The sequence below is a fragment of the Klebsiella sp. A-Nf5 genome (assembly GCF_002810545.1).
Taxonomy (GTDB): domain Bacteria; phylum Pseudomonadota; class Gammaproteobacteria; order Enterobacterales; family Enterobacteriaceae; genus Klebsiella; species Klebsiella variicola.
The window spans coordinates 64,084-76,993 of sequence record NZ_PIOG01000048.1 but is presented as its reverse complement, the minus strand read 5'-3'; the positions used below and the strand labels follow the sequence as shown (position 1 = coordinate 76,993).

The following is a 12,910-nucleotide window of genomic DNA, read 5'->3' as shown; positions in this document are numbered from 1 at the left end:
CGCGCTGGCGCGCGCCGCAGAAAGGAATAAAAAATGATGCCGATCCCAAACCGCGACGCTGTCGCGTTAAGCGCCCGCACCCTGGGCGCGCTGTTCTCTTATGCGCCGAATAGCGCGCACATTGCGCCGCTGGTCGCCGCCTTCCAGGACGGCAGCTGGCAGCAACAGTGGCCCTTCCCGGTAGCCGCCCCGCTGGCGTCAGCCTTTGCCGCGTCGACGGAAGAGTCATTACCAGAAGCCTGGCAGCGCCTGTTTATCGGCCCGTGGGCCCTGCCGGCGCCGCCATGGGGATCCGTCTGGCTGGATAAAGAGTCGGTGCTGTTTGGCGATTCCACGCTGGCCCTGCGCGAGTGGATGCGCACGAACGGCATCGCACTGGACGCCGAGCGTAACGAACCGGAAGATCATTTCGGCACCCTGCTGCTGCTGGCGGCGTGGCTGTGCGAAACGGAGCAGGATGCGTTGTTTTCCCAGCTGCTGGCCTGGCACCTGCTGCCGTGGTCCGGGCGCTTCCTGAGCGTCTTTGTCGACCACGCCGCCCACCCCTTCTACGAGGCGCTGGGTCAGCTGGCGCAGGCAACGCTGGCGCAGTGGCAGGAGAATCTGCCGATCGCCGTGGCGGAAAAAGCGCTCTATCGTTAACCCTTCACCGCGCCGGTATCCGGCGCGGTTTTATTTCGCCGCTTCCCAGCCCCTCTCCCGCACTTATCGCTTTTGCATCTAAGGTTATTCCCTATCACAATAAGGCCATGTTTTCCGAACCTCACCGTAACTGATGCACCGTCTTCATCCCTATCCTGATGTGCAGGTGATGTTCCGCCGCCTGTTGATCGCCACGCTGATTGGCTTTCTCGCCGCCCTGGCGGTGGCGCTGTTTCGCCATGCGATGGTGGTGCTGGAAACGCTGTTTCTTGGCAATGACAGCGGAAGCCTGGTCAACGCGGCGCAGTCGCTGCCGGCGTGGCGGCGGCTGATTACCCCGGCGCTGGGCGGCCTGGCGGCAGGGACACTTCTCTGGCTGTGGCAGCGACGCAGCATCGCGCGCCCGCATGCTGCCACCGATTATATGGAAGCCCTGGAGACCGGCGACGGTTGCTTCGATACTCCGGCAAGCCTGGTGAAATCGCTGGCGTCATTGCTGGTCGTGGTCACCGGCAGCGCGATTGGCCGGGAAGGCGCCATGATCCTGCTGGCCGCGCTGGCGGCGTCGCTGTTCGCCCGCCGCTTTACCCCGCAGACTGAATGGAAACTGTGGGTCGCCTGCGGCGCCGCTGCCGGGATGGCCAGCGCCTATCATGCCCCGCTGGCCGGCAGCCTGTTTATTGCTGAAATTCTCTTTGGCACGCTGATGCTGGCCTCGCTCGGGCCGGTCGTTATCTCGGCGGTGATCGCCCTGCTGTTGACGCAGTTTCTCAACGGCGGCGCCGCGCCGCTGTACCACGTCGTCCTGCAGCAGAACCTCAGCGCGCTGCACTATGGTTTAATGCTGGCGACTGGCCTGCTGGCCGGGCTGTGCGGCCCGCTGTTTATCTGGCTGATGGACTACAGCCACCGCGGGTTCGTCAAACTGAAACTGACGCCGCCGTGGCAGCTGGCGCTGGGTGGGCTGATTGTCGGCGGCTTATCGCTCATCACCCCGGCGGTGTGGGGTAACGGCTACAGCGTGGTGCAAAGCTATTTGCGGGTGCCGCCGTCTGGCCTACTGCTGGCCGGCATTTCCCTGTGCAAACTGCTGGCGGTGCTGGCCAGCAGCGGCTCCGGCGCGCCGGGCGGGGTCTTTACCCCCACGCTGTTTGTCGGCCTGGCGATGGGCATGCTGTTTGCCAGCGTCAGCGGGCTATGGCTACCGGGGAATGAAGAGATGGCTATGATGATCGGTCTGACCGGCATGGCGGCGTTTCTGGCTGCCACCACCCATGCGCCAATCATGTCGACCCTGATGATATGTGAGATGACCGGGCAGTATGCGCTGCTGCCCGGCCTGCTGATCACCTGCGTGGTGGCGTCGGTGCTGTCGCGGACGTTACGCCGGGATTCGATCTATCGCCATCACGTTGCCGAGCATGTCTAAGTCGACGTAGTGGCTCAGCTCACGCTGTTCGGCGCGCGGCAGGTATGGCAGCTCGCCAATCAGCGGCGCCGGCAGCTTCTTGCTGAGGACATCGATGATTTCGGCGTAGTGCGCCAGACCGGGGTTGATGCGGTTGGCCACCCAGCCGATCAGCGGCAGTCCGTCATTGGCGATCGCCTGGGCCGTCAGCAGCGCATGGTTGATACACCCCTCCTGGATCCCCACCACCATCAGCACCGGGAGCTGCTCCTGTACCACCCATTCGGAGAGCGGTCGCAGGTCGTTCATCAGGCTGCGCCAGCCGCCGGTACCTTCAACCACCACGTGATCGACCTGGCCGGCCAGTCGCTGCAAACCATCCGACAGCAAACCATAGTTGATCGGGCAACTGTGCGCCACGCTGCTTTCGTCTTCGCTTAACGCTATGGGATTGACAGCTTCATACGGCAACGCCAGCGTGGAGACGCTCTGCAGCACCAGCGCGTCTTTGTTACGCAAACCGTCCGGCGTCTCTTTGCTGCCCTTCGCCACAGGCTTGTACCCGGCCACGCTTTTGCCTTTGGCAGCAAGTGCCTGCAACAGCGCACGGGAAACCACTGTCTTCCCGACAGAGGTGTCTGTACCTGTAATAAAGAAACGCTTAAACATCACTAACCCCACAGTTTTGTCGATGAAATATACGGGAGAGAAATAATCAACAGTGGGCAAAGTCTACGTGATGCCGCCAGAGGTCGGCTTGAGATAGCGCAATTTTTGGTGCGACTATGAAAAAATGTTAACCCTGTAACAGTCGTATGAGTAAGGATCCGTTATAGAGCGCATCCTTGACCAGCGCCGCGCCAGCCATCGTGCCACGATTGGAAAACTGGGTGCTTTCAACCGCGATATGCTGGCTGTAGGCCGGGAGTGATTGTTGCCGAATGCAGCTGGAAATTGCCGGAAAAAGAATATCTGCCGCCAGATTAAACGGCGAGCCAATCAGAATTTTCTGCGGGTTAAACAGATTGACCATGATCGCCAGAATCCGGCCGACGTGGTTACCCACGCCGCTGATAATGTCTCTGGCCAGCAGATCGCCCTGCAGCGCGGCCTGGCACAGCCACTCCACGCTCAGCGGACGCTGGTGCAGCAGCGAGCTCATCGACTGGGCCATTCGCATCTGCGCCAGCTCCAGCACGCTCTCTACGCTGGCAATGGTTTCCAGACAGCCATGGTTGCCGCAGTAGCAGCGCTTGCCGTAGGGATCGACCTGAGTATGGCCGATCTCCACCAGGCTGCTGCTGCCGGCATGCAGCAGGCGCCCGTCGGTGATAACCCCGGCGCCGACGTTATGATCGATAACCACCTGGATGACGTCCCGGGCGCCGCGCGAGGCGCCGAACAACGATTCCGCCATAGTCCAGGCGCTGATGTCATGCTGAATGTAGACCGGCACCCCGGTATGGTTGGCCAGCACATCGCCCAGCGGCACATCTTTGACATCCTCATAAAACGGCATGCGATGAATAATGCCATTTTCGGTATCAATAATACCCGGCATCGTCATGGCGATGGAGGTGAGGCGTTCCAGCTTCTTCTGGTGACGAATAAAGAACCGATCGATGTGGTCAATAATGCGCGTCAGAAACGGCGTGCTGTCGGTGAGGGCCAGCTCCAGCTGATCCTCCACCACCAGCTGACTGCTTAAATCACGCAGCGAAAGGTGGATCTCGCCGCGGCTGACGCGCACCGCGAGATAGTGCCAGGCCTCGGTTTCCACCATCAACCCTACCGCCGGGCGGCCACGGCTGCCGGGCTCCTGGATCTCCGTCTCCTGTACCAGATGCGCTTCCAGCATCTCGCGGACAATCTTGGTGATGCTGGCGGGAGCCAGTTGCGCAAATCGGGAGAGGTCGATACGCGATACCGGGCCGAGCTGATCAATCAGGCGATACACAGCGCCCGCATTGGTCTGCTTAATTTGATCGATATGGCCTGGTTGACTATCCGCTACCACCATTGACTCCCTTTATTTTCGCGCTTCGAAATAAACTTTCGGCTATGGTGAAGCACTTCGATGGTGAACGTCAAATTTTTACTTAGCCTTGTGATTTACCGCACATTTCCAGCCCCTTTTCGCCTCAATTGTGCTCGGTTTTCCAGGCCAGCAGCGACTCGCGAAAGCGTTTTGCCAGCGCCCCCTGTTCATGATGTTTCGACCACACCAGCCACATCTCCGAGACTGCATCCTGTTCGTCGATCGGCAGCCAGCGCATTTCACTGAGCTGTACGCGCTGAAAGGAGGCCGGCAGGATAGACACCCCCAGTCCGGCGGCCACCAGACCAATAATGGTCATCGCCTCCCCCACCTCCTGGGCAATCACCGGCGTATGGCCGTAACGACGCAGCAAGCCAAGGATATCGTCATACAGGCCGGTACCCACGTGCGGGTCGAAAAAGACGAAGGGTTCGCGCGCCAGCGCCGTCAGGCTGACCGAGGGCTGGCGGGCCAGCGGATGGTCGGCCGGGACCATCGCCAGCAACGGCTCGCGCAGCACCCGCTCCCACGCCAGGGTGTCCGGCAGTTGGGTATTGCGCAGCAGCCCCAGATCGAGAGCCCCCTCGCTCAGCGGCACAATCTGTTCGCGGGTGTTGGTCTCACGGGTCAAAATATGCACATCCGGGTAGCGCTGACGAAACATCGACAACGTATCGGATACCGCCTTGATAAAGGGGGCCGAGGAGGTAAAGCCGATACGCAGTTCGCCGGTTTCACCGTGATGCAGACGCGCAGCGCGGGCGGCCGCGTCATCCACCTGGGCAAGAATTTGTCGGCTATCGGCGAGAAACTGCTTTCCAGCCGCCGTCAGGCTGACGCTGCGATTGGTGCGCGCGAACAGGCGGGCGCCGGTCTGCTGCTCAAGGATCTGAATTTGCTGGCTTAACGGCGGTTGAGAAATATTCAGTCGCGCCGCGGCGCGGCCAAAATGTAATTCCTCGGCGACGGCGACAAAGTAGCGCAGATGACGCAACTCAATATTCATATTTAAAACGTCTTATTTGAGATTATTAATATATTAGACAGAATATTTACATTTTCATACCCTAAAAATGTGAGCTGAATGGTCACAACATTCTGTTGGTAAGCAGCAACTTCTACGCAAGGAATTATCTGTGAGTCGTACAACAACCGTTGACACCGTGCCGGCGGGCGAGGTCAGCGTCGCTGGTGCATCCCGCCCGGATCAGTTTATTAAGCGCGGCACCCCGCAATTTATGCGAGTCACCCTCGCGCTGTTCTCCGCCGGTCTGGCCACCTTTGCTCTGCTCTACTGCGTGCAACCGATCCTGCCGGTGCTGTCGAACGAGTTCGGCGTATCGCCGGCCAGCAGCAGTATTTCACTCTCCATTTCCACGGCGATGCTGGCGGTGGGCCTGTTGTTTACCGGCCCGCTGTCCGACGCCATCGGGCGCAAGCCGGTAATGGTCACCGCCCTGCTGCTGGCCGCCTGCTGCTCGCTGCTGTCGACCATGATGACCAGCTGGCACGGCATCCTCATTATGCGCGCCCTGATCGGCCTGTCGCTGAGCGGCGTGGCGGCGGTCGGCATGACCTACCTGAGTGAGGAGATCCACCCCAGCTTCGTCGCCTTTTCGATGGGCTTATATATCAGCGGCAACTCTATCGGCGGCATGAGCGGCCGCTTGCTGACCGGGGTCTTTACCGATTTCTTCGGCTGGCGCGTGGCGCTGGCGGTGATCAGTGGCTTCGCGCTGGCCGCGGCCATCATGTTCTGGCGCATTCTGCCCGAGTCGCGCCATTTCCGCTCGACCTCGCTGCGACCGAAAAACTTGCTGATCAACTTCCGTCTGCACTGGCGCGACCGCGGTCTGCCGCTGCTGTTCGTCGAAGGTTTTCTGCTGATGGGCGCTTTTGTCACCCTGTTTAACTATATTGGCTACCGGCTGATGATGTCGCCGTGGTCGCTAAGCCAGGCGGTGGTTGGCCTGCTGTCGGTAGCTTATCTCACCGGCACCTGGAGTTCACCGAAGGCGGGCGCCATGACCGTACGCTTTGGCCGCGGACCGGTGATGCTCGGCTTTACCGCTGTCATGCTCTGCGGCCTGCTGCTGACGCTCTTTTCTTCCCTGTGGCTTATTTTCATCGGCATGCTGCTGTTTTCCGCTGGCTTCTTCGCCGCGCATTCCGTCGCCAGCAGCTGGATTGGCCCACGCGCCCGCCGCGCCCGCGGTCAGGCGTCATCGCTGTATCTGTTCAGCTATTATTTGGGTTCAAGTCTTGCCGGGACGTTAGGCGGAGTGTTCTGGCATCACTACGGCTGGAATGGCGTCGGTGGGTTTATCGCGCTGCTGCTCCTTGCCGCGCTGTTGACCGGCACCTGCTTACATCAACGACTGAAATAGTCGCGTGTGACGTGGCCTGCGGGCCACGTTTCACCACATGCCCATAATGGAAGACAAGCCCATCAGCTCTCTGACGGCATCAACGGACAATAGTGCAATAAACAGCCAGGTGAACGGATTCATAAACCACCCCCGAACCTCCAGACCTGCGTTATAGATCACAGTTTAGTTCCGATATGTTACCGTTTTCTGCAATATTGCTCACAGAGTCACTTTTTTTTCTTTCCCGCTCGGGGCTGACGTTTATCCCGTACTCCAGCGCACAATGCTCGACCCGCCAGGCGTATCAGGATAGTGTAGAAGCATACCGATAACCTGTTCATTCACCTGTCACGGACCGAACGCCACTATGACTGAAAATACGCCTTATCAGCAACTTACCCGTACCTTTCAGCGCCTGTCGCGCTTTTCGCATCTCTCCGCCATCGCTGGCTGGGATATGTTTGCGATGATGCCTCCGGGTGGCAGCGCCGCCCGGGGCGAAGCGCTGGCGGAGCTCGGCGTGCTGCAGCATCAGATCCTGACCGATAAAAAAGTGGGCCAATGGCTGCAGGAAGCCCGCCAGCGGGACCTCAACGACGTCGAGCAGGCCAACCTGCGTGAAATGCAGCGTCAGTACGATCAGGCCGCGCTGCTGCCGGAGAGCCTGGTGGAGGCAAAATCCCTTGCCGGCAGCCGCTGTGAGCATGCCTGGCGCAGCCAGCGTCCCGCTAACGACTGGGCGGGCTTTGCCGACAATCTTCGCGAGGTGGTCAAGCTGAGCCGTCAGGAAGCGCAGATCCGCGCCGATGCCAGAGGCGGCTCACGCTACGACGCGCTGCTCGATATTTTCGAACCAGATATGACCAGCGCCCGGCTGGATAGTCTGTTTGCCGACCTCAAGTCCTGGCTGCCTTCCCTGCTGCGGCAAGCGGTCGATAAGCAAGCGACGCAAACATTACTCGCCCCGCAGGGGCCTTTCCCGATTGCCGATCAGCGCGAGCTGGGCCTGCAGGCCATGCGCATCCTCGGCTTTGACTTCGACGGCGGGCGCCTCGACATCAGCGCCCACCCGTTCTGCGGCGGCGTCCCCCAGGATGTGCGCATCACCACCCGCTACAACGAAAACGACCTGCTCAGCGCCCTGTTCGGCGTGATCCACGAAACCGGCCATGCCCGCTATGAGCAGAATCTGCCTCGCCCGTGGGTCGACCAGCCGGTAGGACTCGCTCGCTCCACCGCTATCCACGAGTCGCAGAGTCTGTTTTTTGAAATGCAGCTGGGACGTAGCGAGCCTTTCCTTAACCGCCTGTTACCGGCGGTGCGCGAGCGCTTTGGCGATCAACCGGCCTTTAGCCGCGACAACTTTGTCGCCTGGAATCAGCGGGTGAAACCGGGCTTTATTCGCGTCGATGCCGATGAGGTCAGCTACCCGGCGCATGTGATCCTGCGTTATGAAATTGAACGCGCGCTGATTGACGGCGAGATTGAAGTAGATGATATCCCGGCGCTGTGGGACGAGAAGATGCAGCACTGGCTGGGGCTGTCGACCACCGGCAACTACCGGGACGGCTGTATGCAGGATATTCACTGGACCGACGGCGGATTCGGCTATTTCCCTTCCTATACGCTGGGCGCGATGTATGCCGCCCAGCTGATGGCCGCCGCCCGGCGCGCGCTGCCGACGTTAGACCGCGATATTGCGGAGGGAGATTTCAGCGCCCTGTTCGACTGGCTGCGACAGAATATCTGGCAGCATGGCAGCCGCTTCTCCACCTCGCAGCTGATCCAGCAGGCCACCGGCGAGGATCTTAACAGCCGCTACTTCCGCGAACACCTTACCGCCCGCTATCTGTGATCGTGCGCGCCGGGCTGCCCGGCGCGTCCTTCCACTCCCCACGGCCAGGCGTGTTGTACATTCGGTTACACGCCGATACCAAACACTCACGGAAAGCTCGAAAAGACAAGCATATAGTGATTTCACCGGCCCCGCAGTGGGGTTGAAATTAAGAAAACTTTTCGAGGATATCAGAATGAAAAAAGTATTAGCTCTGGTCGTTGCCGCTGCTATGGGTCTCTCTTCCGCCGCTTTCGCTGCTGACGCAGTAAGCACCACTCAGGCACCGGCTGCTACCCACAGCACTGCTGCCAAGACCACCCATCATAAAAAACACCACAAAGCCGCGGCAAAACCAGCTGCAGAGCAGAAAGCTCAGGCTGCCAAAAAACACAAAAAAGCAGAAGCTAAACCAGCCGCTGCCCAGAAAGCGCAGGCCGCTAAAAAACACAAAAAAGTAGAAGCTAAACCCGCTGCTCCGCAGAAAGCTCAGGCGGCTAAAAAGCACCACAAAGCTGCGGCTAAACCGGTAGCACAGAAAGCGCAGGCTGCGAAAAAACACCACAAAACCACTAAACACCAGGCCGCTAAACCTGCTGCACAGCCGGCAGCATAATTCCTCCCGGTGAACTAACCTTCTTAATAATCGGCGCTGTTTCAGCGCCGTTTTTTTCTGGAGAGCACTATGCTGCGGCGCTATCGTTTTGAGCTCATCCTGATCCTGTTAATCATTTGCGCAGTGGTTGCTACCCGCTTTTTCCTCTATTAATCATTTCCACCACGCTCTCATTTACTGCTTCTGCCGCCTTTGCAGAAAAATAAATACCGTACGGCGATCGCTGACGACACCTTCCCGCTTCTCATTACCCTGAATTTCCTGCGGCACAAAAAATGCCCAGCGCCCGAAGACGCCAGACACTGTAGTCATAAACTAGCGCGCGCCGGCCACCTCGCGGTGACCAGACGCTTCACAGTACGCGCACCGCTTCCATCACCAGATAACCGGTCGCGCCCCAGATAGCGACTGAGACCAGGGAAACATAAACCAGTGCGCGAATACCTTTTTTAGACATATACCCTCCCAACGTCGGGGAAATAGAATTCAGGCTATCATCGCCGGTATTACCTCTCTATTTACTCAACGGCGGAGTGACGGTAACAACGTTTTCGGTGAGAAAATGTTTCGCATTGAAAATAATTACGAGAGGCGTAAAGAAGTGCGAATTCTGGTGAAGTTTTGGCGGGCAAGCGCGTTATTTTTCAGCGAATCGCTGACAAACCAGGAATAATCCTAATGCCCGGTTGGTGAATTATTCACCGGGTTCAGTACGTTCTGATACACGAATTTTGTTGCGTCGGACGTCGCTTTCTGCGGAAATAGCTAAAGCAATCAGCTGGCATTAACCGTTTGAAATCAGACGGTTTTGCCAGCGGCAGCGTCAGCCCGCCTCGCCTGATGGCAGCGGTTTGGTCTGATTAGAATTATTGTTTACTTTCAAAAACTTAAATCTCCTGCTACTGTCAATAGACATCATAGCCTCCCCAGAGAGTGATATGCGTAGAGACGTTCTGTTATTGCTGTGTTCATTTTATCTGTTACCTCTGGGCGCACATGCCGATGATAGCGGACTGAGCGCCAAAGATATTAAGACGCTGTTCTTCGGCCATGATGACCGAAAAGCGGTCAGTCACCCCGAGGAAAGCCCGTGGGATGCGATCGGTCAGCTGGAAACCGCCAGCGGCAATCTGTGCACAGCGACGCTTATCTCCCCGCACCTGGCACTGACCGCAGGCCACTGTCTATTGACGCCTCCGCGCGGCAAACCGGACAAAGCGGTTGCTCTGCGCTTTATTTCGCGCAAGGGCGGCTGGGTATATGAAATTCACGGCATTGAAGGGCGAGTGGATCCGGCCTTAGGTAAGCGCCTGAAGGCCGATGGCGATGGCTGGATCGTGCCCTCCGCCGCGGCGCCGTCAGATTTTGGTTTGATCGTACTGCGCTATGCTCCCTCGGGCATCACGCCGATCCCGCTCTTCCCGGGTAGCAAGGCCGATCTCACCGCTGCGCTGAAGGCGGCGGACCGGAAAGTGACCCAATCGGGATACCCGGAGGATCATCTGGATAATCTGTACAGCCATCAGGATTGCATCGTGACCGGCTGGGCGCAAAACAGCGTGCTGTCGCATCAGTGCGATACGCTGCCTGGTGACAGCGGGTCGCCGCTGCTGTTGAAAACGGAGGACGGCTGGCAAGTGATTGCCGTGCAAAGCTCCGCTCCCGGCCCGCAGGATCGCTGGCGGGCTGACAACCGCGCCATTTCGGTTACCGGCTTTCGCGATAAGCTGGAAGCGCTGGCCGGAGAGTAATCACCCCTGCGGCTGACGCCGCTGCAGCAGGTCGGCGATCGGCATCGGTTTACTGAAATAGTACCCCTGAAGCCGGTCGCAGCCGGCCCGCCGCAGCAGCGCCAGCTGTTGCGGATCCTCGACCCCTTCCGCGACCACCGTCATTCCCAGCGCGCGGGCTATCCGCACCGTCCCGCGCACCATTTCTGCCGCCTGCTCATCACGCTCCACTCGCCCGGCAAGAGATTTATCGATTTTAAGACTGTCGAAGCGAAAGCGGCGTAAATAGCCAATGCTCGAATAGCCGGTACCGAAATCGTCCAGCGCCACGGCGATGCCCTGGGCCTTCAGATTTTCTACCACCGCCAGCGAACGTTCCGGATTTTCCAGCACATAGCTCTCCGTCACCTCCACCTGCAGGCGCGACGGCGGAAAGCGGCAGGCAGCGACGGTCTTCATTACCCGGTTTTCAAAGGCCGGGTCGCGAAATTGCGCCGGCGAGATATTCACCGACAGGAGGAGATCGTCCATCGGTTGCAGATCGCTGCAGGCGCGTTGCAGGACAAACTGCCCGAGAGCATCGATCAGGCCGCTGCTCTCGGCAATACTAATAAATGCGTCCGGCGCCAGCGCCCCCTGCGGGCGTCGCGGCCAGCGCAGCAGCGCCTCCACGCCAATCATCGCCAGGGTATCGGCATCAACCACCGGCTGATACCAGACCTCAAATTCATCCTCCTCCAGCCCCTGACGGATGCCATTCTCAATCGTCATCTGATGGCGGCGCACGGCATCCAGCGCATCGTCATACCAGGCCGTACGACCTTTGCCGCTCTTCTTGGCATGGTACATAGCGATGTCCGCCCGGCGAAACAGCTCGGTACTGGAGCATTCCGCCGGAGCGCCGCTGGCGATGCCAATGCTGGCGCCGATATAAATTTTGCGTTTGCTGAGCGTCACCGGCGCTTTCAGCAGCTCCAGCGCTGCCCAGGCGAACGCCGCCGCCCGGTCAATCGCTTTTGCGCCGCTCACCGCCATGGCGAACTCATCCCCGCCCATTCGCGCCAGCATGGCCCCCGCCGGTACCCGCGTCTGTAGGGCGCTGGCAATATGGCGGATCAGGGCGTCGCCGACATCATGACCATAGTTATCATTGACGTCCTTAAAACCATCCAGATCGATAAACACCACGCACTGAATGTCGTGTTTCCCCGTCTCGCATACCTGGCTTAACCGCAGCAGAAGCGCTCGCCGGTTAGGCAGACGGCTCAGCCAGTCAATCATGGCTATCTCCCGCGCCTGACGTTCGCCGCGCGCCAGCTTATACATGCCCAGACTGCTAAAAAGGATAAACAGCAGGATCAGGCTGGCCGCCACACTGGCGATCAGTCGCATACTGCCTGACGAGGCCTGCGCCGCTTCGGCTCCGGGCAGGCGTGGCTGCCAGGCCAGGTATCCCAGTACCTCACCCGCCTGCGTTCGCAGCGGAATACGGTAGGCGCCGGGGCCCTCGGCGAGATGCAGATGGCTTATCTGGAAGGTGTCGCCCAGGCGTTCCAGCAGTTGGGGGTTGATATGCCGGGTAATCACCAGATAGCGCCGCGTCGCATCAAATACCTGAAGCCGAGCTGTCGTCGGGCGTATCAGGCCGATACCGACAAAGGCGATCCCGGCCTCCGTGCGCGTGATACCGGCAAAGGCGTTTTTTCCCTCACGCAATGCCTGCGCATGAGTGTGGATCAGACTGGTCAGGCCAGCCCCAAGAAATGAGAGGTCGGTCCGGGGCATGACCTGGCTCTGAAAGGCGCCCCACAGGATGCGATAGTGTTCGTCCAGGACAAAGGTACCATCGTACAGATTATTGATTTTAAAGCCTGACCCCCACGAGTCGTACAGCCATTTCTGATCCAGCGAGGGCGCGTAAGTCTGCGTGACCGCATCGTCCCAGATGGCATTATCCAGAACCAGCGACAGCACCCGATTGACCGAGGTCTGCACGGCCCCTTCCACCGAGAGGACTGACCGCTGCTGGTCAATTTCATTGGATTTACTGGCAATGAGGTGTTGCGAGAGATAAAGCAGGGAAATGACCGACGCGGTGAGTCCGAGGCCGGCGAGAAAAATCATTATCGACAACGTCCTGGCGGAAGGAATTTTCCGCCAGCCGAAAGCATTGAACATGCGCAGTCCTCATCGTCACCGGACACAAACTCAGCGGGGCCGGTCTTGAGATAAGCATACTACAGAGGACCTGTTTTGCCGCCTGGCTTTGCAGG

General features: G+C 59.1%; 13 protein-coding genes. 7 read left to right on the top strand and 6 right to left on the bottom strand.

Annotated features, from left to right (window positions below):
* Positions 1 to 33: 33 nt before the first annotated feature.
* Both dmsD and clcB read left to right on the top strand, forming a co-directional pair.
* Positions 34 to 642, top strand: coding sequence for a Tat proofreading chaperone DmsD (dmsD, locus tag CWM53_RS06030; protein ID WP_074385948.1), 609 nt, complete (start codon positions 34 to 36; stop codon positions 640 to 642).
* 133 nt (positions 643 to 775) lie between these two features.
* Entirely contained in the window at positions 776 to 2,071 is a 1,296-nt protein-coding gene (gene clcB / locus CWM53_RS06025) for a voltage-gated ClC-type chloride channel ClcB (RefSeq protein WP_100729873.1), read from the top strand.
* Here clcB and bioD read toward each other — a convergent pair.
* The 3 genes from bioD to CWM53_RS06010 form a co-directional block, all read right to left on the bottom strand.
* On the bottom strand, positions 2,024 to 2,719 hold the full coding sequence (bioD, locus tag CWM53_RS06020; protein ID WP_100729872.1) for a dethiobiotin synthase: 696 nt from the start codon (positions 2,717 to 2,719) through the stop codon (positions 2,024 to 2,026). The genes clcB and bioD overlap by 48 nt on opposite strands.
* Before the next feature lie 127 nt (positions 2,720 to 2,846).
* A complete protein-coding gene (gene mlc / locus CWM53_RS06015; RefSeq protein WP_044649713.1) occupies positions 2,847 to 4,067 on the bottom strand; it encodes a sugar metabolism global transcriptional regulator Mlc in 1,221 nt (406 codons plus the stop codon).
* A 124-nt stretch (positions 4,068 to 4,191) separates the two neighbouring features.
* Complete coding sequence (locus CWM53_RS06010) at positions 4,192 to 5,094, bottom strand: LysR family transcriptional regulator (RefSeq protein ID WP_074385950.1); 903 nt, start codon at positions 5,092 to 5,094, stop codon at positions 4,192 to 4,194.
* Between the two features lie 130 nt (positions 5,095 to 5,224).
* Between CWM53_RS06010 and CWM53_RS06005 the strand changes: the two genes are divergently transcribed.
* Positions 5,225 to 6,475 (top strand): MFS transporter, encoded by a 1,251-nt coding sequence (locus CWM53_RS06005; protein WP_008805023.1) that lies wholly within the window; start codon positions 5,225 to 5,227, stop codon positions 6,473 to 6,475.
* A 30-nt stretch (positions 6,476 to 6,505) separates the two neighbouring features.
* On the opposite strand, the gene CWM53_RS31860 is transcribed toward CWM53_RS06005, so the two are convergent.
* Positions 6,506 to 6,598: a KPN_01571 family protein gene (locus tag CWM53_RS31860; RefSeq protein WP_004206050.1), complete on the bottom strand. Its 93-nt coding sequence runs from the start codon at positions 6,596 to 6,598 to the stop codon at positions 6,506 to 6,508.
* A 226-nt stretch (positions 6,599 to 6,824) separates the two neighbouring features.
* Here CWM53_RS31860 and CWM53_RS06000 point away from each other — a divergent pair, with 226 nt between their 5' ends.
* Entirely contained in the window at positions 6,825 to 8,312 is a 1,488-nt protein-coding gene (locus tag CWM53_RS06000) for a carboxypeptidase M32 (RefSeq protein ID WP_100729871.1), read from the top strand.
* Positions 8,313 to 8,487: 175 nt separating this feature from the next.
* Positions 8,488 to 8,907: an acid resistance repetitive basic protein Asr gene (gene asr, locus CWM53_RS05995; protein WP_043875352.1), complete on the top strand. Its 420-nt coding sequence runs from the start codon at positions 8,488 to 8,490 to the stop codon at positions 8,905 to 8,907.
* Between the two features lie 174 nt (positions 8,908 to 9,081).
* Here asr and CWM53_RS30830 read toward each other — a convergent pair whose 3' ends face one another.
* Positions 9,082 to 9,219 (bottom strand): hypothetical protein, encoded by a 138-nt coding sequence (locus CWM53_RS30830; RefSeq protein ID WP_165785030.1) that lies wholly within the window; start codon positions 9,217 to 9,219, stop codon positions 9,082 to 9,084.
* Positions 9,220 to 9,845: 626 nt separating this feature from the next.
* On the opposite strand from CWM53_RS30830, the gene CWM53_RS05990 reads away from it, so the two are divergent.
* Positions 9,846 to 10,658: a trypsin-like serine peptidase gene (locus tag CWM53_RS05990; protein WP_012968314.1), complete on the top strand. Its 813-nt coding sequence runs from the start codon at positions 9,846 to 9,848 to the stop codon at positions 10,656 to 10,658.
* On the opposite strand, the gene CWM53_RS05985 is transcribed toward CWM53_RS05990, so the two are convergent.
* Entirely contained in the window at positions 10,659 to 12,815 is a 2,157-nt protein-coding gene (locus CWM53_RS05985; protein WP_100729870.1) for a putative bifunctional diguanylate cyclase/phosphodiesterase, read from the bottom strand.
* Here CWM53_RS05985 and CWM53_RS32315 point away from each other — a divergent pair.
* The gene (locus tag CWM53_RS32315) at positions 12,775 to 12,864 is read left to right on the top strand and encodes an ArsR family transcriptional regulator (protein WP_407028635.1); all 90 of its coding nucleotides are present in this window, start codon (positions 12,775 to 12,777) and stop codon (positions 12,862 to 12,864) included. The genes CWM53_RS05985 and CWM53_RS32315 overlap by 41 nt on opposite strands.
* Positions 12,865 to 12,910: the final 46 nt, after the last annotated feature.